Source organism: Baekduia sp. Peel2402, from assembly GCF_052567285.1.
On the sequence record NZ_CP199582.1, the window covers coordinates 5,102,057 to 5,125,030 of the forward strand.

At 71.6% G+C, this 22,974-nt stretch carries 20 protein-coding genes; 17 read left to right on the forward strand and 3 right to left on the reverse strand.

Features of this window, described 5'->3' with window-relative positions:
• Nucleotides 1-2,289, forward strand: coding sequence for a sensor domain-containing protein (locus ACT01A_RS24875; protein WP_445149803.1), 2,289 nt, complete (start codon nt 1-3; stop codon nt 2,287-2,289).
• Here the strand turns inward: ACT01A_RS24875 and ACT01A_RS24880 are convergent.
• A complete protein-coding gene (locus tag ACT01A_RS24880; protein WP_445149804.1) occupies nt 2,286-3,314 on the reverse strand; it encodes a dipeptidase in 1,029 nt (342 codons plus the stop codon). The genes ACT01A_RS24875 and ACT01A_RS24880 overlap by 4 nt on opposite strands.
• Nucleotides 3,315-3,361: 47 nt before the next feature.
• On the opposite strand from ACT01A_RS24880, the gene ACT01A_RS24885 reads away from it, so the two are divergent.
• The 14 genes from ACT01A_RS24885 to ACT01A_RS24950 all read left to right on the forward strand — a co-directional run bounded on the left by ACT01A_RS24885 (nt 3,362) and on the right by ACT01A_RS24950 (nt 17,512).
• Nucleotides 3,362-3,649, forward strand: coding sequence for a metal-sensitive transcriptional regulator (locus ACT01A_RS24885; protein ID WP_445149805.1), 288 nt, complete (start codon nt 3,362-3,364; stop codon nt 3,647-3,649).
• Between the two features lie 858 nt (nt 3,650-4,507).
• The gene (locus ACT01A_RS24890; protein WP_445149806.1) at nt 4,508-5,239 is read left to right on the forward strand and encodes a helix-turn-helix domain-containing protein; all 732 of its coding nucleotides are present in this window, start codon (nt 4,508-4,510) and stop codon (nt 5,237-5,239) included.
• A gap of 11 nt (nt 5,240-5,250) precedes the next feature.
• Nucleotides 5,251-6,591 carry an alpha/beta fold hydrolase gene (locus ACT01A_RS24895; protein ID WP_445149807.1) on the forward strand — a complete coding sequence of 447 codons (1,341 nt, stop codon included), beginning with the start codon at nt 5,251-5,253 and terminating at the stop codon, nt 6,589-6,591.
• Between the two features lie 117 nt (nt 6,592-6,708).
• A complete protein-coding gene (locus ACT01A_RS24900; protein WP_445149808.1) occupies nt 6,709-7,500 on the forward strand; it encodes a hypothetical protein in 792 nt (263 codons plus the stop codon).
• A 225-nt stretch (nt 7,501-7,725) separates the two neighbouring features.
• Complete coding sequence (gene tig / locus ACT01A_RS24905; protein WP_445149809.1) at nt 7,726-9,075, forward strand: trigger factor; 1,350 nt, start codon at nt 7,726-7,728, stop codon at nt 9,073-9,075.
• A 118-nt stretch (nt 9,076-9,193) separates the two neighbouring features.
• On the forward strand, nt 9,194-10,000 hold the full coding sequence (locus tag ACT01A_RS24910) for a carboxypeptidase-like regulatory domain-containing protein (protein WP_445149810.1): 807 nt from the start codon (nt 9,194-9,196) through the stop codon (nt 9,998-10,000).
• Between the two features lie 13 nt (nt 10,001-10,013).
• The gene (locus ACT01A_RS24915) at nt 10,014-11,315 is read left to right on the forward strand and encodes a hypothetical protein (RefSeq protein ID WP_445149811.1); all 1,302 of its coding nucleotides are present in this window, start codon (nt 10,014-10,016) and stop codon (nt 11,313-11,315) included.
• Nucleotides 11,312-12,712 carry a hypothetical protein gene (locus ACT01A_RS24920; protein ID WP_445149812.1) on the forward strand — a complete coding sequence of 467 codons (1,401 nt, stop codon included), beginning with the start codon at nt 11,312-11,314 and terminating at the stop codon, nt 12,710-12,712. Before ACT01A_RS24915 ends, ACT01A_RS24920 begins: the two co-directional genes overlap by 4 nt.
• A 162-nt stretch (nt 12,713-12,874) precedes the next feature.
• Nucleotides 12,875-13,459: an ATP-dependent Clp endopeptidase proteolytic subunit ClpP gene (clpP, locus tag ACT01A_RS24925; protein ID WP_445149813.1), complete on the forward strand. Its 585-nt coding sequence runs from the start codon at nt 12,875-12,877 to the stop codon at nt 13,457-13,459.
• 44 nt (nt 13,460-13,503) lie between these two features.
• On the forward strand, nt 13,504-14,775 hold the full coding sequence (gene clpX, locus ACT01A_RS24930) for an ATP-dependent Clp protease ATP-binding subunit ClpX (RefSeq protein ID WP_445149814.1): 1,272 nt from the start codon (nt 13,504-13,506) through the stop codon (nt 14,773-14,775).
• A gap of 86 nt (nt 14,776-14,861) precedes the next feature.
• The gene (gene nudC / locus ACT01A_RS24935; RefSeq protein ID WP_445149815.1) at nt 14,862-15,650 is read left to right on the forward strand and encodes an NAD(+) diphosphatase; all 789 of its coding nucleotides are present in this window, start codon (nt 14,862-14,864) and stop codon (nt 15,648-15,650) included.
• Nucleotides 15,651-15,669: 19 nt separating this feature from the next.
• Complete coding sequence (locus ACT01A_RS24940) at nt 15,670-16,125, forward strand: hypothetical protein (protein WP_445149816.1); 456 nt, start codon at nt 15,670-15,672, stop codon at nt 16,123-16,125.
• Between the two features lie 11 nt (nt 16,126-16,136).
• Nucleotides 16,137-16,397 carry a hypothetical protein gene (locus ACT01A_RS24945; RefSeq protein WP_445149817.1) on the forward strand — a complete coding sequence of 87 codons (261 nt, stop codon included), beginning with the start codon at nt 16,137-16,139 and terminating at the stop codon, nt 16,395-16,397.
• A gap of 32 nt (nt 16,398-16,429) precedes the next feature.
• Complete coding sequence (locus ACT01A_RS24950) at nt 16,430-17,512, forward strand: hypothetical protein (protein ID WP_445149818.1); 1,083 nt, start codon at nt 16,430-16,432, stop codon at nt 17,510-17,512.
• A gap of 3 nt (nt 17,513-17,515) precedes the next feature.
• On the opposite strand, the gene ACT01A_RS24955 is transcribed toward ACT01A_RS24950, so the two are convergent.
• Complete coding sequence (locus ACT01A_RS24955; RefSeq protein WP_445149819.1) at nt 17,516-18,343, reverse strand: class I SAM-dependent methyltransferase; 828 nt, start codon at nt 18,341-18,343, stop codon at nt 17,516-17,518.
• 27 nt (nt 18,344-18,370) lie between these two features.
• Nucleotides 18,371-19,147: a class I SAM-dependent methyltransferase gene (locus ACT01A_RS24960; RefSeq protein ID WP_445149820.1), complete on the reverse strand. Its 777-nt coding sequence runs from the start codon at nt 19,145-19,147 to the stop codon at nt 18,371-18,373.
• A gap of 16 nt (nt 19,148-19,163) precedes the next feature.
• Between ACT01A_RS24960 and ACT01A_RS24965 the strand changes: the two genes are divergently transcribed.
• Both ACT01A_RS24965 and ACT01A_RS24970 read left to right on the forward strand, forming a co-directional pair.
• Entirely contained in the window at nt 19,164-21,695 is a 2,532-nt protein-coding gene (locus ACT01A_RS24965; protein ID WP_445149821.1) for a valine--tRNA ligase, read from the forward strand.
• Nucleotides 21,696-22,946 carry a bifunctional folylpolyglutamate synthase/dihydrofolate synthase gene (locus ACT01A_RS24970; protein ID WP_445149822.1) on the forward strand — a complete coding sequence of 417 codons (1,251 nt, stop codon included), beginning with the start codon at nt 21,696-21,698 and terminating at the stop codon, nt 22,944-22,946.
• Nucleotides 22,947-22,974 lie beyond the last annotated feature (28 nt).

A 22,974-nucleotide genomic window follows, 5' to 3' on the forward strand; every position in this document is an offset into this window, starting at 1 on the left:
GTGGATCCTGTCCGCGCACCGGAGCACGACTCCGGCCAGTTGCACGCCGCCCAGACGCGCTTTCGCATCGCCTTCGAGGAGGCGGGCGTCGGCATGGCGATCATCGGGCTCGACGGCAAGCTGCACAAGGTCAACCGCGAGTTGGCGGCTCTGCTGCGGACGTCGGAGGACGCCCTGCTGGCGGGCCGTGGCATGGTCGACGTCTCGCACCCGGACGACGTCGCCGCACGCAGCGACGACTTCGCGCGCCTGAGCGCCGGGGAGACCGACCGCTACAAGCGGGACCGCCGCTACCTGCGCGGCGACGGCACCACGCTGTGGGGCGCGACCACGATCTCGCTCGTCCGTGACGCCGACGGCACGCCGCTGTACGCGATCGGCCAGCTCGAGGACATCACCGCGCGCCGCGCCGCCGAGGAGGCCGTACGCCGCCGCGCCGCCCAGCAGACCGCGCTCGCCCGTCTTTCCCAGCGCGCGATCACCGAGCAGGACTTCGACGCGCTCGCCCGCGCGACCGTCACGACGATCACCGAGGAGCTCGGCGTCTCGCTCGTCGGCCTCGCGGCGCTCGAATCAGACGGCAGCGGCCTCGTGCTGGTCTCCGGCACCGGCGCCGGGCTCGCAGGTCCGGGCGACGTCATCACCGCACCGCTCGACGGCCGGCACGCGATGCACACCGTCGCGCAACTCGGCCCGGTCGTCGTGGACGACACCGCCTCCGAGACCCGCTTCGACGTCCGCGATCTCGTCGCCGCCGGGATCGCCTCGTCGGTCACGGTGCCGGTCGCGGGCGAAGGCGACGCGCTCTACGGCGTCCTCGGCATCCACTCCACCGAGCAGCGCGCGTTTGACTCCGATGACCTCGCGTTCCTGCAGTCGGTCGCCAACGTCCTGACCGGCGCGCTGCGCCGCCTCGCCGCTGAGCGCTCGGTCCGCCATCAGGCGCTGCACGACCCGCTCACCCAGCTGCCCAACCGCGCGCTGCTGCTCGACCGCCTGCGCCTCGCGCTCGCCCGCCACCGCCGGCGCGCCGAGGGCTGGGTCGCGATGCTCTACGTCGACCTCGACGACTTCAAGGGCGTCAACGACTCGCTCGGTCACGGCGCTGGCGACACGCTGCTGCGCTCGCTCGCGCCGCGGCTGTCCGAGGCGCTGCGCCCGTCCGACACGCTCGCGCGGCTCGGCGGCGACGAGTTCGCCGTCCTCTGCGAAGGCCTCGACGAGGTCACCGAGTCGGTTGCGATCGCCGAGCGCCTGCTCGAGGTCGTCTCGATGCCGGTCGACGTCGCAGGCGTGGAGCTGCGCCCGACCGCGTCGATCGGGATCGCGCTCGCCGGCCCGGGCGTGCTGCTGGACGGGGAGGACCTCGTCCGCGACGGCGGCGTCGCGATGTACCGCGCCAAGCGCAGCGGTCGCGGCCACTACGAGATCTTCGACGACCACATGCGCGCCGAGACCGTCGAGCGCGTCGCGCTCACCAACGACCTGCGGCGCGCGATCGACGAGGGCGGCCTGCGCCTTGTCTACCAGCCGATGGTGCGCTTCGAGGAGCGTCGCGCGACGTCGTTCGAGGCGCTTGTGCGCTGGACGCATCCCGAACGCGGCGAGATCCCGCCCGGTCGGTTCATCCCGCTCGCCGAGCAGCACGGGCTGATCGAGCCGTTGGGCCGCTGGGTGTTGAACGAGGCGTTGGATCAGCTGCGGCGCTGGCGTGACGCCGGCCTCGCGCTGGGCGACATGTCCATGTCGGTCAACGTGTCGCGCGTGCAGCTGTCGCGGCCGGGTCTGGCCGAGCAGGTCTTCGCTGCGCTGGACGAGCGCGACCTGGCCGCCGAGCAGCTCGTGCTCGAGGTCACCGAGTCGGCGGTGATGGACGATCCGGACGTCGCCAACGCGACGCTCGACGCGCTCACCGCTGGCGGCGTGCGGATCGCGCTGGACGACTTCGGCGTCGGCCAGTCGTCGCTGGCGTGTCTGCGCGACCTGCCGTTAGACGTGCTCAAGCTCGACCGCGGGTTCATCACGTCCTTGGCGTCGTCGCGCCAGGCGGCGGCGATCGTCCGCGCGGTCTGCGACATGGCGCGGACGCTGGGCTTCACGATCGTCGCCGAGGGCGTCGAGACCGAGATGCAGGCCCAGGTCGTGGAGTCGCTGGGCTGCGACGTCGGCCAGGGCTTCCTGTACTCGCACGGCGTGCGGCCCGAAGAGGTCCCGGACGCGGTCGAGACGTTGGACTTCCGCTTGACGACGGCCTCGACGGCGCGTCTGACGGCTGAAGTGCCGTACTAGGCCCAGGCGGCCGCGAGCACGCGGCGCCAGTTGGACCAGGCGATCTTGTTGATGTCCTCGGGTGTGAAGCCGTCGTCGGCCAGCGCTTCGAGGAGGCCGGGCAGGCCCGCGGCGTCGCCGATCGGGTCGGGGATGACGCCGCCGTCGAAGTCGCTGCCGAAGCCGACGTGGTCGACGCCGATGCGGTCGGCGACATGTCGCACATGGGCGACGACGGTGCTCAGGGGCGTGTTGGGGTCCATGGTCCCGTCGGCGCGCAGGAAGTCCACGATGTAGGGGATGCCGACGATGCCGCCGCTCGACCCAATGGCATCGAGTTGGTCGTCCGTGAGGTTGCGCGAGGCGGGCGCGACGGCGTGGGCACCGCAGTGGGTGGCGATCACCGGGCGGCCGGTCAGCTCCGCCACGTCCCAGAAGCCGCGGGCGTTGAGGTGCGACACGTCGACGGCGATCTTCAAGGCCTCGCACTTGGTCACCAGCGCGCGGCCCGCGGGCGTGAGGCCCTCGCCGGTGTCGGGGGTCGACGGGAAGCGGAACGGGACGCCGTGGCCGAAGCGGTTGGGGCGCGACCAGACCGGGCCGATCGAGCGCAGGCCCATCGCGTGCCAGGTGTCGAGGGCTTCGAGGGTCGTGTCGATCGGCTCGGCACCTTCGAGGTGCATGACCGCTGCGGGCGGCCCGGAGCCGTCGGCGGCGGCGTCGAGGTCGTCGATCGAGCGTGCGATCCGGATGTCGCCCGCGTGCTCGAGGGCGATGAGGCGGCCGGCGTAGGTCGTCGCCTCGGCCGCGGCGGCGGGGTGGGGGACTTCAGGGTCCAGCGGCACGTCATAACCGCCGCCAGGGTTGGGCGCGAAGTCCAAGTTGGTGTCCTCGCCATGGCAGAAGATCGCCCACATCGAGGCGACCAGCCCGCCGGCCGCAGCGCGCGGCAGGTCGAAGTGCCCGCCCTCGCGACCGGTGACGATCCCGGCGTGGTCGCGGTGCGTGAGCGCATCGTGGTGGCCGTCGAAGATCGGCTGAGGCACGGGCGGGACCCTATCGGTGGGGTACCCCCGGGCGGTATCGTGATCGTATGGCCGACACCCGCGGATACACCGCCTCCAAGGATCAGCTGTTGAAGCGCCTGCGGCGCGTGGAGGGCCAGGTGCGCGGCATCGAGGGCATGGTCGAGGAGGACCGCTACTGCATCGACGTGCTCACGCAGATCAGCGCCGTGCAGGCGGCGCTGGACAAAGTGGCGCTGGGGCTGCTGGACCAGCACGCGGCGCATTGCGTGATGGGGGCGGAGGATGGTGCGCAGCGCCAGGAGCGGACGGATGAGCTGATGGCGGCGGTGGGGCGGTTGATGCGGCGGGGGTGAGGGCTTTGCTGCGGGCGTTGGTGGCGCCCAGTGCGGGGCGTTGAGGGCGGTGCGGGGCGTGGTTTGTCGGCACCGAAGGGCGTGAGGCCGTTGAGGCGTGGCCGCCGCTAGCGGTGTGGATGGTCGCCTCGGGCGAATCCGGCGGCGGGGATTTACAGCGCATCAAGACATGAATGCGGGCCTCATGGGGCGTTCGTCGGCCCTGGGGTTTGAGGGTTCGGGCCCGAAGGGCGTGCGTTTGGGGGTTCGGGTCGTTTTAGCGTCGTATATCGACGCTCAATCGACCCGGATCCCGGTTTCGGGGTGCGGGTCGCTCCGAGCTGGCATATGCAGCTTTCAGCGACCCGGATCCCGGATTTCGAGGTGCGGGTCGCTTGAGCCGGACATATTCCGGTTGCAGCGACCCGGATCTCCGAAACCCTGGTCCCTCGAACCCCGGCGGTCGAGGGACCGCCGTGGGAGGCCGAGTCTGATGTCTTGATGCGCTTTTCCGCCCCGGCGGTGGCGGCACCACACGCGACGATCCACACCCCAAGCGGTCGCCACGCCACAACGGCCTCACGCCCTTCGGTGCCGACAGACCCCGCCCCGCAACACCGACCAGCGCCCCGCACTGGACGCCAGCCAGCCAGCCAGCCACCACCAACCAACCCTCAGATCTGCGGCGGATCACTCGGCGGTGGCCCCGGAGGCCCCGGCTCCGGATCCGGCGCCCCCGGAGGCGGCGTAGGCGCAGGCGGGGCCGGCGTGGGCGGTGCAGGTGGCATCTCGACCATCGCTTCTGGCTACCCGCTCAGCGCCCATCCGCACGCCAGTTGCGTTTAGTCCGAACCCCGCCAGGGCAGCCAGCGGCGGGCAGTGGCCGCCCGCGATCTCGTACGCCTGCTCGATGCCGATCCCGAATTGGGAGACGGTCTCGCGGTCGACGAGCGCGACCGGGCGCGTCATCAGCTCGTCGCGGAGGTGTTGCGGGTTGGTCCGGGACGCTGGGACGCGGCAGGGGCCGTCGACCCCGGGACGTCGCCGCTGGGGCTGCTGATCCTCGACGGCCTCCTGTTGCGTGATCTCGACCTCGGCCGGCGCGCGTCGACCGAGGTGCTCGGCACCGGCGACATCCTGCGCCCGTGGGACGCCGACGCCGCCACCGGCGAGCTGCCGTTCGCGGCCCGCTGGATGGTCCTGGAGCCGCTGCGCCTGGCGATCCTCGACCAGCGCTTCCTGGCCACCTCGCTGCGCTACCCGTCGATCGTCGACGCGCTCTTCGCCCGTGCAACGCGCCGCAACCGTGGTCTCGCGACGCGCCTGGTCATCAACCAGCTCGTCCGCCTCGAGGATCGCCTGCTGCTCGCGCTCTGGACATTGGCCGACCGCTGGGGCCGCGTCACCCCCGACGGCGTCCTCATCCCCATGGGGTTGACCCACTCCGCGCTGGCCCGCCTCGTCGGCGCCCGGCGCCCGTCCGTGACCTCCGCGCTGGGCGACCTCGGTCGCGAGCGTCTGCTGGAACGCACCGAGGACGGCTGGCTGCTGCGCGGCGACCCCGCGCACCTGGTCGACCCGGTCACGGAGCGCCTGCTCTCACCGGCGTAAGCTCCTCCGCCATGGAGGAGGGCGACGTCCAGTGGGCGCAGAACGGCGACGTCAGCCTGGCGTTCCGGGTGCTCGGCGACGGGCCGGTGGACCTCGTCTTCCTCGGCGGGATCGCGTCGCACATCGAGGTGATGCTGGAGGAGCCCGGGCTGCGGCGGTGGTGGGAGCGGCTCGGGTCGATCGCGCGCGTGATCCTGATGGACCGCCGCGGGCTCGGGCTCAGCGACCGGCTCGAGCACGGGCGACAGCTCACGCTCGAGGAGGAGGTCGCCGACCTCGACGCGGTGCTCGACGCCGCCGGTGCGGACCGCGTCGTCGTCCAGGCCTACGCCGCGGGCGGGCCGCTGGCCGTGCAGTACGCAGCGCGCCGGCCCGACCGGACGCTCGCGCTCGTCCTCTACGCCTCGATCATGGTCACCGAGCGCGACGCGCAGGCCGACTGGGCCGACACGCCCGAGGAGCGCGTCGAGCGGATCGCGCGGCTCGGCGAGCGCTGGGGCAGCGGGACCAACATCGAGAACTTGGCCCCGTCGGTCGCCGACGACGCCCGCATGCGCACGTGGATGGGCCGTCTGGAGCGCCAGTCCGCCACGCCCTCGGGCTTCCTGCGAGTCGCGGCCAACCTCCAGGGCGTCGACGTCCGGCCGCTGCTGCCCGGGCTGCGCGTCCCCACGCTGATCCTGCACCGTACCGGCGACCGGCTGATCGACATCGGCCACTCGCGCCTGGCCGCGGCCGGGATCCCGGGCGCTCGGCTGGTCGAGCTGCCCGGCGTCGACTCGCTGCCGATGGTCGGCGACCACGAGGCGCTGCTCGGCGAGATCGAGGAGTTCCTGACCGGCTCGCGCACCGCCACGTCCGGCCTGCAACGGCGGTTGATGACGATCCTCTTCACCGACATCGTCGACGCGACCGGCCACGCCGCGCGGATGGGCGACGCCCGCTTTCGCGACCTCCTCAGCGCCCATGACAACGCGATCCGCCGGGAGGTGGAGCGCTATGGCGGGCGCGAGGTGAAGACGCTCGGCGACGGCTACATCGCCGCCTTCGAAGGTCCGCCGTCCGACGCGCTGCGCTGCGCGCGCACGGCCGTCGGCGCCGTCCGCGCGCTCGGGATCCAGATCCGCGCCGGGCTGCACACGGGCGAGTGCGAGCTGATCGGCGGCGACGTCGGCGGCATGGCCGTGCACATCGCCGCGCGCGTCTGCGACATGGCCGGACCGGACGAGATCCTCACCTCTGGCACCGTCTACGGCACGGTCGTCGGGTCCGGCCTGGACTTCGAGATGCGCGGCGCGCACGAGCTGCGCGGCATCCCGGGGCCGTGGCCGATCTTCGCGCTACTTCGCTAATCGCTGAACGACACGAGTCGTTGCAAGGTGAGCAATCGCGGACACCGCACCGCAACCTTGGGCTGTCGGCCCAGTTGGTTCCTCAGACAGGAAACCAGACAGGGAGGGTTCCACCCCATGTTCCGCAAGCTCCGTTCCCGGACCGGCCTCGTGCTGTCGTCCGCGGTGATCATCGGCCTGCTCGCCTCGTCCTTCGCGATGGCGTCCGGTGAAGGCAAGACGCTGCTCCTCGGCAAGCGCAACCCCGGCGCCAACGGCTCGCAGGCGCTGTCCTCCGAGACGCAGATCATCGCCAACACCGGCGGCTACGGCACCCGCCAGTCCAACAAGTCCGACAACGGCGGCGGCGCCATCTACGGCTGCCGCTCCAAGCTCGGCGGCACCGAGAAGGGCAACGAGCCCTGCGTCCGCGGCTCCAACCTGGCCGACGGCCGCGCGTTCGAGTTCTCGTCCAACGGCGGCACCGAGGTCGGCCGCATCGAGTCGGGCAACACCAAGGCCGCGCCGTTCACCACGAACGCGACCGGCGTCGCCACGGGCCTGAACGCCGACCAGGTCGACGGCAAGTCCGCCGATGAGATCCAGAAAGCCGCGACCGACGCCGCCCACACCGACGCCGTCGCGACGGCGCAGGGCCTGACCTCGTTCGCGGCGGTCGCCGCTGACGGCACGCTCGGCGGCAAGCGCGGGGCGACGGCTGCGGCCGACGCCACGGGCGACGGCCGCTACACGGTCACGTTCGCCAACGACATCTCGGCGTGCGCGATCCAGGGGACCGAGCAGGTCATCGACAACTCCGGCGCCGTGGCGACGGAGCTGGGCGCCGACAAGAAGACGGTCTCGGTCGTCACCCGCGCCGCGGACGGCACGGTGGCCGACCGCCCGTTCCACCTCACCGTCAGCTGCTAGCGGCGACGGACGAGTAATGCGACCAGGTCCGCGAGGCCGCCGTAGAGGTGGCCGAGCGGGCCTGTGTACGCCCACGCGCGTGCGCGCGTAGGCAGCGGGAGGCGGCGGGCGGGCATGACCGACGACGGTACCCGCCGGGGGCGCGCGAGGGAGCCGCCAGGCGAGCTCGCGCACGGGAAGGCGAGCCTCCTGGGCGAGCCTTCCCCCGCTACTCTCCGAAGCCACATGGCCGCAGCAACCAACGTCAAGACCACCCTCGAAGAGCTTCCGGAGTCGCGCGTCCGCGTCTCGGCGGAGGTTTCGGCCGAGGAGGTCAAGCGGCGCGTCAACGAGGCGGCCGGCAAGCTCGGGCGCGACCTGCGCATGCCGGGCTTCCGCAAGGGCAAGGTCCCCGCGCCGGTCGTCATCCAGCGCATCGGCCGCGACGCGGTCCTGGACGACGCGATCCGCGCGGCGCTGCCGCAGTGGTACGTCGAGGCGATCGACGAGTCCGGGATCAAGCCGGTCGGCGATCCCGACCTCGAGCTGGGCGAGCCGCCCGCCGAGGGTCAGCCGCTGACGTTCACGGTCGAGATCGGCGTGCGCCCGATCGCGACGATCGGCGACATCTCCAAGCTCGACGTCGAGAAGCGCGAGCCTGAGGTCGACGACGCGGCGGTCGACGAGCAGATCGAGCAGCTGCGCGAGCGCAGCGCCCGCCTCGACACGGTCGAGAAGCAGTCTGAGAACGGCGACTTCGTCGTCATCGACTTCAAGGGCTCGATCGAGGGCGAAGACGGCGAGCGCGACTACTTCGCTGGCGGCGAGGGCCGCGACCAGCTGCTGGAGATCGGCTCGGGTCAGTTCATCCCGGGCTTCGAGGAGCAGCTCGTCGGGCTCAACGCCGGCGACGAGAAGGTCGTCGAGGTCACGTTCCCCGAGGACTACGGCTCCGCGCCGCACCTGGCCGGCAAGCCCGCGCAGTTCGAGGTGAAGGTCAACGAGATCAAGGCCAAGCAGCTCCCCGAGCTGGACGACGACTTCGCCACCGAGGCCGGCGGCTTCGACACGATCGACGAGCTGCGCGAGGACATCGCGTCGCGGATGCGCGAGGCCGACGAGCAGAAGCTCGAGGCGGAGTTCCGCGAGGCCGCGCTCGACAAGGTCGTCGAGGGCGCGACGCTGGAGATCCCGCCGTCGCTGATCGACGCCCGCGCCAAGGAGCTGTGGGACCAGATGCTGCACTCGCTCTCGCACCGCGGGATCAACAAGGAGGCCTACCTCCGGATCGCGCAGAAGACCGAGGACGAGCTGCTCGAGGAGGCCAAGCCCGACGCCGAGCAGGCGCTGCGGCGCGAGGCCGTCCTGGCCGCCGTCATCGAGGCCGAAGACCTCAAGCCGTCTGACGGCGACATCCTGGACGCGCTCCAGGACGCCGCGATTCAGCAGGGCACGACGCCCGAGAAGCTGCGCAAGCGCCTGGAGTCGCAGGGTCGCCTGGACGAGCTGGTCGAAGACCTGGCTCAGCGCCAGGCCGTGGACCTGCTGGCCGAGCGCGCGGGCGGCACGCCTGCGGCGACGGCCGACGCCGAGTAGGCGCCGTCCGCAGGAAACACCAGCGTTTGGTGTGCCGCCGTCGGTGGACCCGGCCTTTGGGCTAGGGTTCACCGAACGGTGAAGAGCGTCGCGGCGGTGGCTGGTACGGTCCCGCGCGATGTCCCGCTTCAAAACGCTCATCGCTGTCGCAGTCACGTTGCTCCTGCTCGCTCTTCTGGCGGGCATGGCGCTCGCCGCGGGAGAGGCGCCGGCGCCGGCGCCCTACGGGTACGCGCCGGGCGATCCGTGCTCGTTCTCGGTCTGCCGGTTCGTCGCCTCCGGGCGCGTGACCGACGCGGCGTCTGGCGCGCCGTTGGCGGACGCCAAGGTCACGCTCCAGCAGCGGACCGGCGACGGCGCATGGGGCCCGGCGGGCGACGTGCGGCCGACCGGCAACCCGCTGACCACGGAGGCGACGGGCCGCTTCACGTGGCTCGTGCGCGGTGGGACCGCCGATCAGGTTCGCGTGGTCGTTGTGCGCGACGGCTACGTCTCCGCCACGAGCGCGGCTCGGGCACTGCGGGCCGACGGTGCGCTGGACGTCGCGCTAAGCCCGGTGCCGGTCCCAGCGCCCGTGGTCGTGGAGGACCCCGCGCCGGCGCCGCCGCCCCTGCCGGGGACGCCCGCTCCTCCGGTCGGCGGGGCCGGGACGCCGGTGGCGCCCGCCACGCCCGCGGCCGTAAAGGGCTGCGCGTCCAAGAAGGGCACCGCCAAGGCCGCGTGCCTGCGGGCCGAGAAGCTCGCCAAGGCGCTGAAGGCGTGCCGGACCCAGAAGGGCTCCAAGCGCACGACCTGTGAGAAGCGCGCCCGCGCGCTCTCGGCCTGCGATGCCAAGACCGGCGAGAAGCGGTCCGCGTGCCGCAAGAAGGCCCTGGCGATCGGTCAGAAGCCCATCAAGGCCACCAAGAAGTCCCACCGCCGCTGAGCGGGGATCGCGGATGCGGCGACGGCTCGCGCTCGGCTTGCTGGTGGCGCTCGTCGCGGCGGCCGCGCCCGCCGCTGCGCGCGCCGAGCTGGGCATCAGCGACGCCGGGCCGGGGATCTTCACCGACTGGCGCTTCACGGACCTCGGCGTCCGGCACGTCCGGCTCGTCGTCCCGTGGGACGTCGCGCTCAATGGTTCGGAGCGCACCGACCGCTACCTGCGCGCGGCGCAGGCGGCAGGCGTCGACGTCCACGTCGCCTTCGAGCACAGCGCCGTCGACCGCTGCCCGAGCGCGCCGTGCGCGCTGCCGACCGCCGCCGCCTACCGCGAAGCGTTCGCGGCGTTCCGCGCGCGATGGCCGTTGGTGCGCGGGTTCACCACGTGGAACGAGGCGTCGCACCCGACGCAGCCGACGGCCCGTGCGCCCGCGCGCGTTGCCGAGTACCTGCGGGTGCTCATCGACGGCTGCCCGGGCTGCGAGCTGGTCGGGCCTGACGTCCTGGACGCCGACCCCGGCGTCACGGCGTGGCTGGCGGCGTTCCGCGCGGCCGCAGGCGCGCAAACCGGCATCTGGGGCCTGCACGACTACGGCGACCCCAACGGCACCGCGACGATCGGGATCGACGCCTTCGTCGCTGCGGCGGCCGGCGCGCCGGTGTGGCTGACCGAGATCGGCGGGATCGTGCGGTTTCGGACCGACGACGGCGTCGAGACGATGGGCTACGACGAGGCGCGCGCGGCGCGGGCGATCGGCTTCGCGCTGGCGCTGGTCGACGCGTACACCGGACCGGTCACGCGCGCGTACCTGCACAGCTTCACCGGCGGTGGCCGGATGGACACCGGCCTGGTCGGCCCCGACGGCGCGACGCGCCCCGGCTACGACGTCGTCCTGAACTGGCTGCGCGCGCACGAGGTCCCGCCGCTGCCGCGCCCGCCGGGCCAGGAGAAGGCGAAGGCGCCGATCTGGGACCTGCGCGGCGGCGTCGACCCGAAGACGGGGCAGACGACCGGCGACGGCGCCGCGCTGATCGGCGCCTCCCGCGCGCCGAAGCGGCTCGTGCTGCGCTCGCCGCGGGCCCGGAGGGTTGGCCGGCGCGGCGCGCGGTTGCTGCTGTCGTGCGCCGCGGGCGCGCCGCGCTGCCGCGGGCACGTCCTCGCGCGCGGCTGCCGGCCCGCCGCGTTCTCGATCGCGCCCGGCCGCCGCGCCACGCTGCTGCTGCACTGCGCACGGCCGGTGCGCCGCGGGGAGAAGTTGGCGTTGACGGTCACGCAGGCGGGCGTGAAGACGTGGCACGCGAAGGTGGCGGTGCGATGAGCGTGGCGGCGCCGGCGCGGAGCGAGGCCGCTCGGCGGGCGGCGGCGCGCTGGCGAGGCTTGGCGCCCGAGCGAGTGGAAGCGGTGCTCGCGCGCGTGCCGCTCGCGGCGTGGACGGTCGTCCTCGCCGGGGTGCTGCGCCTCGTCTACGGCGCGCCAGTCGCGGGCTATGACGCATGGTGGTCGCTGGCCTGGGGCCGCGAGCTGGCGCACGGCGTGTTGCCGAACCTCGAAGGAGCATGGGCGCCGACGCCGCATCCGCTGGCGATCGCCGTCGCCGCGCCGGTCTCAGCGCTCGGTGACGCCGCGCCCGACGCGCTCGGGTGGATCAGCCTGCTCGCGCTGGCGGCGGTCGCGACCACCGCGGCGCTGCTCGGCGGGCGGCTCTTCGGACCGCTGGCGGGCGCGCTCGCGGCGGCGATCCTCGTCACGCGGCCGCTGCTGGTGGGCGCGGCGCTGGAGGGCTCGGCGGACGTGCCGTTCCTGGCGCTCGTGCTCGGCGCGGGCGCGGCGTTGGCGGCGGGCCGCGACCGGCGCGCGCTCGTCCTGCTCCTTGCCGCCGGGCTCCTGCGGCCGGAGGCGTGGGCGCTGGCGCTCGCCCTCGCCGCGTGGCGACGCACGCCGCTCACGTTCGTGTTCGCCCTCGCCGCGCCGGTCGCCTGGCTGCTCTTCGACCTCGCCTGCACCGGCGACCCGCTGCACTCGCTGCACGGCACCCGGGAGCTCGCCGATGGCCTCGGCCGCCCGCAGTCGCTGGCCACCGCGCTGCGCGTCGCGCCCGACTACCTCACGGTCGTGCTCGGCGACGGCGTCGCGCTGCTGGGCGGCGCCGCCGCGATCGGCGCGGTCTGGCTGGCGCCGCGCCGTGCCGCCCTGCCGCTCGCGACCCTCGGCGCGGGCCTCGCCGGCTTCTTGGTCCTTGGCATCACGGGCCTGCCGCTGCTGTACCGCTACACGCTGCTGCCGGCCGCGGCGCTCGCGCTGCTCGCCGCCTACGGCACCCAGCAGGCGCTGCGCACGCGACGCACGCTCCCGCTCGCGCTGATCGGCCTCACCGTGATCGCCGCCGCGCTCGTCACCGCCCGTGCGCCGATCGAGCGCCACGCGTCGCACGCCCGGCAAGCACGCGCCGAGCAGCGCGACCTGATCACGCTCCTGCACGCGACCGACGACGCCATCGCCCGCTGCGGTGTCCACGTCACCCGCCAGCGCGCGGCGCCCCAGGTCGCCTTCACGACCGGCCACGCCCCGCGCGGCGCCGGCGGCGTCCTGCTCGTCCCGAACCCCGGCTCGGCCGCCTTCGCGGACCGCCTTGCGCCCACGGACGACGCCGGCCTCCCACCAGCCGCACGCCCCCTGGACGCTCGCGGCGCCTGGACCGCCCTGTCCACCTGTTGAGCATGCACCCCGGACGCCCCTCGGACACGTGTCTGCATGCCTCAAGAGCGGGCGTCCAGAGCCGACCCGGAAGGCCAGGGAGTGCTCCAGCGTGGGTGCTAGCCTCCACGGACCTGCGTGGCAGGATTTTCCCCCGCTGAGAGAGAACGAGCACGAGGTCACATGAGTCCACTGGTTCCGATGGTCGTCGAGCAGACGTCGCGTGGCGAGCGCGCGTTCGACATCTACTCCCGTCTGCTTAACGAGCGCATCGTGTTCCTCGGCACGCCCGTCGACGATCAGATCGCCAATCTGATCGTGGCTCAGCTCCTGCACTTGGAGTCCGAGGATCCCGACAAGGACATCTCGCTGTACATCAACTCCCCGGGCGGGAGCGTGTACGCGGGTCTGGCGATCTACGACACGATGCAGTTCATCAAGCCCGACGTGCAGACGATCTGCGTCGGCATCGCGATGTCCATGGGCGCGCTGCTGCTGTGCGGTGGCGCCAAGGGCAAGCGGATGGCGCTCCCGAACGCCAAGATCCTGATCCACCAGGTGAGCTCTGGCTTCCAGGGCCAGGCGACGGACATCGAGATCCACGCCAAGGAGATCATCGACATCCGGCAGCGCTTGGACCACATCATCGCCAAGCACACGGAGCAGACGTACGACAAGGTGCGTACCGACACCGAGCGCGACTACTTCATGTCCAGCGACGAGGCCGTGACCTACGGCATCATCGACAGGGTCATCTCCGAGCACTAGGCTCGGCAGGTCCCTCACCAGATAGAGCGAAGAGGCGGATGTAGATGGCGCGCCCCACGGATTCGAACGAACAGCTTCTCTGCAGCTTCTGCGGCAAGTCGCAGCGGCAGGTCAAGAAGCTGATCGCCGGGCCCGGCGTCTACATCTGCGACGAGTGCATCGATCTCTGCAACGAGATCATCGACGAGGAGCTCACCGCTCCGCCGTCGTTTGATCTGGAGAACCTGCCCAAGCCGCGCGAGATCTACTCCGTGCTCGACGAGTACGTCGTCGGGCAGGAGGAGGCCAAGCGCACGCTGTCCGTAGCGGTCTACAACCACTACAAGCGCGTGCAGATGATGCAGTCGGCCGACAGCGACATCGAGCTGCAGAAGTCCAACATCCTGCTGCTCGGTCCGACGGGCTGCGGCAAGACGCTGCTGGCCCAGACGCTGGCGCGCATCCTCAACGTCCCGTTCGCGATCGCCGACGCCACGGCGCTGACCGAGGCCGGCTACGTCGGCGAGGACGTCGAGAACATCCTCCTGAAGCTGATCCAGGCCGCGGATTACGACGTCAAGAAGGCCGAGACCGGGATCATCTACATCGACGAGGTCGACAAGATCGCCCGCAAGGCCGACAACCCGTCGATCACGCGCGACGTGTCCGGCGAGGGCGTCCAGCAGGCGCTGCTGAAGATCCTCGAGGGGACGACGGCGTCGGTGCCGCCGCAGGGTGGCCGCAAGCACCCCCACCAGGAGTTCCTGTCGATCGACACGACGAACATCCTGTTCATCTGCGGTGGCGCGTTCGCGAACCTCGACCAGGTCATCGAGCGCCGCATCGGCCGCCAGGGCATCGGCTTCGGCGCCGAGATCCACCAGAAGGCCGACATCGACAAGGGCGAGGTCTTCCAGGAGTGCCTGCCCGAGGACCTCGTCAACTACGGGCTGATCCCGGAGTTCATCGGCCGCCTGCCGGTCATGAGCGCCGTGCACCAGCTCTCGCGCGAGGACCTCATCACGATCTTGACCGAGCCGCGCAACGCGCTCGTCAAGCAGTTCCAGCGCTTCTTCCAGTTCGACGGCATCGAGTTGGTGTTCTCGGATGACGCGCTGACCAGCGTCGCCGCCCTTGCGCTGGAGCGCGAGACCGGTGCCCGCGGCCTGCGGTCGATCATCGAGGAGACGCTGCTCGACGTGCAGTTCGAGCTGCCGTCGCGCCGCGACGTCAAGAAGTGCGTCGTGACCAAGGAGACGATCGAGAAGGGCATCACGCCGACGCTCGTCACCGAGGCCGTCGAGGACGACGCCGCGCCCGCGGCCGAGTCGGCGTAGTTCCCGCCTCCTCGTCACCGGATCCCATCGCCTTCGGCGGCGGTGCGCTCGATCGCGCCGGCGCCCGTCGCACGGACGCGGAGTGGTTGAGCGCCGCCCGCGCCGATCCCGCCGCGCGCGCGATCGTCGTCGGCCGCGCGGGCGCGCTGGCTGAGCCGGTCGCTTTGGAGGACGGCGAGCACGACGACGCGATCTTCCTCGGCGTGCAGGAGGGCGGCGCGCCGCTGTTCGCCGTCGAGCGCGAGGGCGTCGAGCTGAAGGGGCTGCGCGACCTGGCGGTCTCCCTGCCCGCCGCGCAGCTCGGCGCGGTCGCCTACGCCAGCGGGGTGGCCAACTGGGCGCGGGCGACGCGCTTCTGCGGCATCTGCGGGACCGCGACGCGCGCGGGGGAGGGCGGCCACGTGCGGATCTGCGAGAACGGTCACCACCACCATCCGCGCACCGACCCCGTGGTCATCATGTTGGTCGGCGACGGCGATCGCGTGCTGATGGGCCGCCAGGCGTCCTGGCCGGCCGGGCGCTACAGCGCGCTGGCGGGCTTCGTCGAGCCGGGCGAGCCACTGGAGGCCGCCGTCGCCCGCGAGATCGCGGAGGAGTCCGGGATCCGCGTGCGCGACGTCCGCTACGTGGCCTCCCAGCCGTGGCCGTTCCCGGTCTCGCTGATGCTCGGCTTTCACGCGACCTACGAGTCCGGCGAGCCGCACGCGCTCGACGGCGAGCTCGAAGACGTCCGCTGGTTCACCCGCGACGAGGTCACCACCGCCGCCTCCGGCGACGACACCTGGATCGACGGCCCCGACGTCGACGGCCTCCTGCTGCCGCCAGCGACCGCGATCGCGCGCCTCCTGATCGACCGCTGGCTGGCCGAGGGCTGAGCCGGGTACGACGCGCGCCGTGCGCCACGGCCGCCGCGTCCCGCTCCTCACGCTGAGCCTCCTGATCGCCGTTGCCGTTCTGGCTGGCTGCGGCGGCAGCACCGACGACGCGCCGGTCCGCTATCCGCCCGTGCAGACCGTCTCGGCGCAGGCGGACCCGATGCCGGCCTGGGTCCCGGCCCGCTATGTCGCCGACGTCGAGCCGACGCCGGACCTGCCGGGCGCCTGCCACGTCCTGGTGCGCGGGGCCGAGCTCACCGAGGTCCCGCCCGGCCGCTGCGCCACCGCCGTGGCCGTCGCCGCGACCTTCAGCCGCCGCTTCGGCACCACCGCGATCTGCGACCAGGACTCCTGCCCGCCGAAAACCCACGTGGTCCTGGGCTGGCGCTGTCGGCTGACCGACTTCTTCGACGACGCCTACACGATCACGTGCCGCCGCCACGGCGCGAGGATCGCCTTCGGCGGCGGCGGGTAGCCTCGGGGAAGATGCCCCGACTGCCCGGCCGCAAGGCCGTTCCCTGGATGCTCCTGCTCGAGTCCGCGATGGTGCTGCGCGCGCACTGGGGCCGGCTCGACGACCACGATCGCCGCGCGCTGAACCAGATCGTGCGCAAGTCGCACGGCAACCCGACCAACCTAACCAAGAACGATCGCAGCGAGCTGCTGCGGATCATGGGGCGGCTGGACCTGCTCACCGCGGGCCGCAAGATGCTGCCGTTCCGCGGGTTCGTGCGCCCGGGGCGCTAGAAGGCGGTCGCGGCGCGGCCTAAGATCCGCGCGTGTCAGACTGCCTCTTCGTGATCATCGGCGCCGGCGCGTCTTACGACAGCACGTCGCCGGAGAACGTAGCGTCCGGCGGAGCAGGGTACGCCCAGGGCGTCGATCCGTTGGTGTCCTCACGAAACCTGCGGCCGCCGCTCGTCAAGGACCTGTTCGACCCGTGCTTCGCCGGGATCCTGAACAAGTACCCGATCGCCCAGATGGCGGCTAGCGACATTCGCCGGCGGACCGAGTCGGCCGTCGCGATCGAGGACTTCCTCCGCGAGCGCTATCGCGACTCCACACATGATCTGGACCGTCGCAAGTTTCACGCGGTGCATTGGTACCTGCAGGACCTGCTCTGGTGCGTGAGCAACTTCTACACCTCGCACCCGGACAACTACGACCGGCTGATCACCGGCTGCCTACGACTGCCGCGCGTCGTGTTCATCACCCTCAACTACGACACGCTTCTTGACGACCGGCTGCGCAAGGTTGAGCCGATCGAGTACCTGAAGGACTACATGGCGACCCATCGGACATGGGGGCTGATCAAGCTTCATGGCTCGGTTGACTGGGGCATTGAACTCGCGAGAGAGCACCAGCGTGCATCCGCCATCGCCAACCCACCGGCCGACCTCAGAACGGTAGGCGGGATCGTCCTGCGTCACGGCGTGGCAACGATCCAGGACGTGCGAAAGATGCCGGATTCGCTCAATGAGAACGGGTCCTACCTCTATCCAGCGCTGTCCGTGCCGGTTGGCACACGCGATTCGTTCTCCTGTCCGGATGAGCACGTGGCTGCGCTTCAGGTCGCGCTAGCGGAGCAGTCTGGCCTGGACGTGCTGATGCTCGGCTACAGCGCGCTCGACGAGGAGGTCCTCGATCTCCTGAGGGCAAGCGGGAAACGTCTGCGCTCCCTGTGCGTCGTCAACAAGGATCGCGCCACGGCGCACGCGGCGTCCGACCGCGTCACGGACCTGCTCGGCGGGCCGATCGCGGAGTGGATCTACGAGCGTTCCTTTGCCGACTTCGTCAGCACCGACGATCTGGACACGTACCTTTACAGGAGCCTGCCGAGCTGGCGCGCCCGCTACCCCTAGCGCTCAGCGCGCGGCGGTCAGCGTCGTGCGGTCGTGGCGCGCCACGACGAGCAGGTAGGCCGCGGGCAGCCTCACCGTGCCATCGGTCGCGCGGTTCCACTCGGCCATCAGGCCGATGAAGCGGTCGCGCAGCTCGGTATAGCGGGCGGCGGGAAGGGCGGCGCGGGCGGCGATCAGCGCGCCGAAGCTGGACTCCTGCCAGGCCACGGCGCGCTCGAGGGACTCGAACTGCCAGGTGATTGAGCCGCGAGTGACGGAGAGCCCTTTGGAGTGCGGCGCGAGGCGGTGGCGAACGGTCGTCTCGATGCCCCAGTCGATCGGGCGGTCGGTGCCCATCGGGACCGGCAGGTACTCGCCCATCAGCGCGGTGATCTGGCCGGTGAAGCCATCAGGCGTCCACGCCGTCAACCCGACGACGCCGCCCGGGCGGGTCACGCGAAAGGCCTCGGCGATCGCGATCTCCGGCCGCGGCGCGAACATCAGGCCGAACGCGGAGGTCGTCGCGTCGAACGTCGCGTCGGGATAGGGGAGCGCCTCGGCGTCGGCCTCCTCCCAGCGGATGTCCAGCCCCAAGGACGCGGTGCGCTCGCGACCGAGCGCCAGCAGCTTGGGCGCGAAGTCGGTCGCGGTGACGCGCGCGCCGGTGCCCGCCGCGACGATCGCCACGTTGCCGTTGCCGGCCGCGACGTCCAGCACGTGGTCGCCGACGCCGATGTCGCAGGCGGCGACCAGCTTCTCGGCGACCGGCACGAAGCGCTTAGCGACCTCCGGGTAGTCGCCGAGCGCCCAGAACTCCTTCATGCGGTCCTTGAGCTGTGCGACGTCGTCCATCCCTGCTCAATCCTGACCGATTTCGCCTCAGCGAGCGATGGCGATGATGTTCAGGCGCACGTAGTCGTGGACCGGATCTGGCTCCATCGCGGTGGCGACATCGTCCACAAAGGCGTCGCGCAGCGCCTCGGGCAGATGCTCGACGTGCGACCCGAGCGACACGGTGCGCAGGTACCCGCGCAGGTCCTCGACGTGCTGCGGCGAGTCGCTCAGCCACACGCGCTCGACCTCGAACCCGGCGCTTTGCAGGCGGTCCGTGGTCTCCTCGGGCCCGGCGTAGTTCCATGGCGACGGCCAGCCGGCGAAGGCCTCCGCGTACGGCCCGCGGGCCGTGACCTCCTCGACCGCACGCACGACCGTCGCGATGTTCCCGCGCCCGCCGCACTGGGCGACGAAGCGCCCGCCCTCGCGCAGCGCGCCGCGTACGCGCGCGAACAACGCGTCGTGGTCCTTGATCCAATGGAAGGTGGCAGACGAGATCGCGGCGTCGGCCGGAGGGGAGACGCTCAACGCGAGCAGGTCCTGCTGGATGAACGACGCGCGCGGGTCGTCTCCGAGCCGTCGCGCCGCCTCTTCGACCATCCGCGCGGAACCGTCGATCCCCACCACCGCGCCGGACGGTCCCAGCCGCTCCAGCAGCTGCGCCGTCACGCGGCCCGTGCCGCAGCCGAGGTCCAGGACGCGCTCGTCGCCGCGCAAAGGTAGCCGGTCGAGGATCACCGCGCCCCAGGCCTGATGTGGCGCCGCGAGGTCGTGATAAGCGCCCGCGTCCCACTCGCGGGGCTGTGCGGAAGCTTCGTCCATACACTCCGATCCTCTCATGTCGAGCCTGAAGGACCGCAAGCGCTTCGAGCCCGCCGAGGTCGAGCCGCGCATCATCGAGCGCTGGCTGACCTCCGGGCTGTTCCACCCCGATCCGGAAGGGACGCCGGACGAGAACTTCTCGATCGCGATCCCGCCGCCGAACGTCACCGGCGCGCTGCATATGGGGCACGCGCTCAACGGCTCGATCCAGGACGCGCTGATCCGCAACGCGCGCCAGCAGGGGCGCCGCGCGAAGTGGATCCTCGGCACCGACCACGCCGGCATCGCCACGCAGACCCAGGTCGAGAAGCGCCTGAAGTCCCAAGGCTCCTCGCGCGAGGAGATCGGGCGCGACGCGTTCATCGAGAAGACGTGGGAGTGGCGCGAGGAGTTCGGCGGCACGATCATCGAGCAGTTCAAGCGCCTGGGCGCGTCGCTGGACTACGAGACCGAGCGCTTCACGCTGGACGAGGGCTACGCCGAGGCCGTGTTAAAGGTCTTCGTCGACCTCTACAACAAGGGCTGGATCTACCGCGACAACTACATGGTCAACTGGGATCCGGGCTCCGGCTCAGCGATCAGCGACCTGGAGGTCGAGGACCGCGAGGTCACCGACACGCTGTACTCGATCGCCTACCCGCTGGCCGACGGCTCGGGTGAGGTCGTCGTCGCGACCGTGCGCCCGGAGACGATGCTGGCCGACGTCGCGGTCGCCGTACATCCGGATGACGAGCGCTACAAGGACCTGGTGGGCAAGACGGTGGTCTTGCCCCTGGTCGGGCGCGAGCTGCCGATCATCGCCGACGAGTACGTCAAGACCGACTTCGGCACCGGCTGCCTGAAGATCACGCCCGGCCACGATCCCAATGACTTTGAGATCGGCCGCAAGCACGGCCTGGACGAGCTGAGCGCGATCGGCGAGGACGGGCGCATGACCGACCTCGTCCCCGAGTACGCGGGGCTGACGGTCGAGGAGGCTCAGGCCAAGGTCGTCGCCGACCTCGACGCCGCCGGCGCGATGCGCAAGAAGGACCCCTACTTGCACACCGTGCCGTTCAGCCACCGCTCCGGCCGCCGGATCGAGCCGCTGATCTCGCTGCAGTGGTTCATGAAGATGGACGAGCTGGCGGCGCCGGCGATCCAGGTGGTCAAGGACGGCAAGGTCAAGATCCACCCGCCGTCGCAGTCGCGCCGCTACATCGACTGGCTGGAGAACATCCGCCCGTGGTGCATCAGCCGCCAGCTCTGGTGGGGCCACCAGATCCCGGTCTGGTATCGGACCCACCCAACCCCCGAGACCTACGTCGGGATGACCGCGCCCGAAGGCGACGGCTGGACCCGCGACCCCGACGTGCTCGACACGTGGTTCAGCAGCGCCCTGTGGCCGTTCGCCACGCTCGGCTGGCCGGACGACACGCCCGAGCTGAAGGCCTTCTATCCGACCGACGTCCTCTCGACGGCGCGCGACATCCTGTTCCTGTGGGTCGCCCGCATGGTGATGATGGGGTTGGAGTTCGCCGATGACATCCCCTTCGAGCACGTCTACGTGCACTCGGTCATCCAGGCACCGGACGGCCGCCGGATGTCGAAGTCATTGGGAACGGGCATCGACCCGGTGGAGTTGATCGAGGCTCACGGCGCCGACGGCGTCCGCTTCGGCCTGCTGGCGATGTCCTCCACCCAGGACGTGCGCTTCAGCGAGGAGAAGGTCGCCCAGGGCCAGGCGCTGGCCAACAAGCTCTTCAACGCCACGCGGTTCGTGCTGGGCAACGTCGCTGAAGGCACCACGCCGGAGCCGCGCGCGCAGACCGTCGAGGACCGCTGGATCCTCAGCCGCCTCGTCGCCGCCCGCGAGGACTTCGACGCGCGGATCGCGGAGTTCGACTTCTCCAAGGCCGCGCTCGGGTTGTACGACTTCGTCTACGGCGAGCTGTGCGACTGGTACCTGGAGCTGATCAAGGGCCGCGAGTTCGACGCGGACCTGAGCGCGACGTTGTCCTACGTGTTGCGTGAGACGTTGGTCCTAGCGCACCCGATCATCCCGTTCGTCACCGAGGAGCTGTGGGAGCACGTGCCGGGGACCTCCGGCCTGCTCGCCGCCCACGTCCGCGAGCCGATCGCCGCGCCGCGCGATCCCGAGGCCGAGCGCGACGTCGAGCGCGTCATCGGCACCGTGCAGGCCGTGCGCTCCTGGCGCGACGCCGGCGGCGTGAAGCCCGGCGCGTTCCTGGCTGCACGCCTGCAAGGCCTCGATGGCCTCGTCCCGCTGGTCTCCCGCCTCGCGCGCCTGACGCCGAGCGACGACGCCTCGGCCGAGCCCGTCGCCGTCATCCCCGTGATGGGCTGCCAGGTCGAGCTGCTCGAAGGTGTTGATCCGGCTGAGGCCGCGGCCAAGTTGGAGGCCTCGCGTAAGACGCTGGCGGCGGAGATCAAGCGCGCCGAGGGCAAGTTGAACAACCAGGGCTTCATCGCCAAGGCGCCGCCGGAGGTCGTGGCGACCGAGCGCGAGAAGCTCGAGCGGTTGAAGGCCGAGCTGGAGGCGCTCTAAGTGGAGCTGCGGGACGCGGAGCGGCTGCTGCTGTCGCTGGAGCTGTTCGGCATGCGGTTCGGCCTGGACCGCATGCGCCGCCTGCTGACCGCGCTCGGCTCGCCGCAGGAGCAGTTCGGCGCGGTTCACGTCGTCGGCACCAACGGCAAGTCCTCGACGGTCCGCATGACCGCCGCGATCCTCCACCGCCACGGCCTGCGCACCGGCGCCTACCTGTCGCCGCACCTCGTGACCTTCGCCGAGCGCGTGCGCGTGGACGACGAGGACGTGACCGGCGCGGAGTTCGCCGCCGCGATCCAGCGCGCCGCCACGGCCGCCGACAAGGTCAACCGCACCGCCGCGCCCGACGACCACGTCACGCAGTTCGAGCTGCTGACCGCCGCAGCGTTTGACCACTTCGCGCGCGCCGGCTGCGACGTCGCGGTCGTCGAGGCCGGTCTTGGCGGGCGCTACGACGCGACCAACGTCTTGCAGTCGCAGGTCGCGGTGCTGACGAACGTCGGCCTGGAGCACACGCGCTGGCTGGGTCCGACGATCTCCGCGATCGCCACCGAGAAGCTCGACGTGGTCGAGCCCGACTCGACGCTGGTGATCGGCCGCGAGCTGCACCCCGACGCGCGGGCGCTGGCCGAGGCCACCGCGCGCGAGCGCGGCGCCACGCTGGTCGAGGCGACCGACGACCCCGGCGTGGAGATCCTCGCCCGCGGCGCCTTCCAGCGCCTGAACTTCGCCGAGGCCACCGCGGCCGCGCGCGCCTACCTGGCGACGCTCGGACGCGACCTGGACGACGCCGCCGTCCGCGCCGCCGCGGCGTCCACGCTCGTGCCCGGTCGCTTCGAGGTCGTGGCGCAGCGTCCGGACACGGTCCTGGACGGCGCGCACAACCCCGGCGGTCTGGAAGCCCTCGCCGAGGCGCTGCCGGAGTTCGTCGGCGGACGTCGCCTGGTCGCCGTCCTGGCCGTCCTGGACGACAAGGACACCGCCGGGATGCTGCGCACGATCCTGCCGCACTGCGACGCGGTCGTCACGACCCGCGCCCAGACGCCGCGCGCGCTGCCGCCGGCCACGCTCGCCTCGCTCTGCGACCAGCTCGGCTTCGCCGGCGAGGTCGAGATCGTGGGGGAGGGCCGCGCTGCTCTGGCGCGCGCACGCGATCTTGCGGGCCCCGACGGCGTCGCGCTGGCGACCGGTTCGATCTACCTCATCGCCGATCTGCTCCGCCCTGCCGGCGCGGCCCGGAGCACCCTCTGATGGACGAAGACGACGGCCCGCGCGTGGG

Bases quoted from the DNA above. Each gene is read 5' to 3' on its own strand.
- ACT01A_RS24885 (WP_445149805.1), top strand. From the start codon at position 3,362: ATGGCCGACACCCGCGGATACACCGCCTCCAAGGATCAGCTGTTGAAG.
- ACT01A_RS24895 (WP_445149807.1), top strand. From the start codon at position 5,251: ATGGAGGAGGGCGACGTCCAGTGGGCGCAGAACGGCGACGTCAGCCTG.
- ACT01A_RS24900 (WP_445149808.1), top strand. From the start codon at position 6,709: ATGTTCCGCAAGCTCCGTTCCCGGACCGGCCTCGTGCTGTCGTCCGCG.
- tig (WP_445149809.1), top strand. From the start codon at position 7,726: ATGGCCGCAGCAACCAACGTCAAGACCACCCTCGAAGAGCTTCCGGAG.
- ACT01A_RS24910 (WP_445149810.1), top strand. From the start codon at position 9,194: ATGTCCCGCTTCAAAACGCTCATCGCTGTCGCAGTCACGTTGCTCCTG.
- ACT01A_RS24915 (WP_445149811.1), top strand. From the start codon at position 10,014: ATGCGGCGACGGCTCGCGCTCGGCTTGCTGGTGGCGCTCGTCGCGGCG.
- ACT01A_RS24920 (WP_445149812.1), top strand. From the start codon at position 11,312: ATGAGCGTGGCGGCGCCGGCGCGGAGCGAGGCCGCTCGGCGGGCGGCG.
- clpP (WP_445149813.1), top strand. From the start codon at position 12,875: ATGAGTCCACTGGTTCCGATGGTCGTCGAGCAGACGTCGCGTGGCGAG.
- clpX (WP_445149814.1), top strand. From the start codon at position 13,504: ATGGCGCGCCCCACGGATTCGAACGAACAGCTTCTCTGCAGCTTCTGC.
- ACT01A_RS24945 (WP_445149817.1), top strand. From the start codon at position 16,137: ATGCCCCGACTGCCCGGCCGCAAGGCCGTTCCCTGGATGCTCCTGCTC.
- ACT01A_RS24955 (WP_445149819.1), bottom strand. From the start codon at position 18,343: ATGGACGACGTCGCACAGCTCAAGGACCGCATGAAGGAGTTCTGGGCG.
- ACT01A_RS24960 (WP_445149820.1), bottom strand. From the start codon at position 19,147: ATGGACGAAGCTTCCGCACAGCCCCGCGAGTGGGACGCGGGCGCTTAT.
- ACT01A_RS24965 (WP_445149821.1), top strand. From the start codon at position 19,164: ATGTCGAGCCTGAAGGACCGCAAGCGCTTCGAGCCCGCCGAGGTCGAG.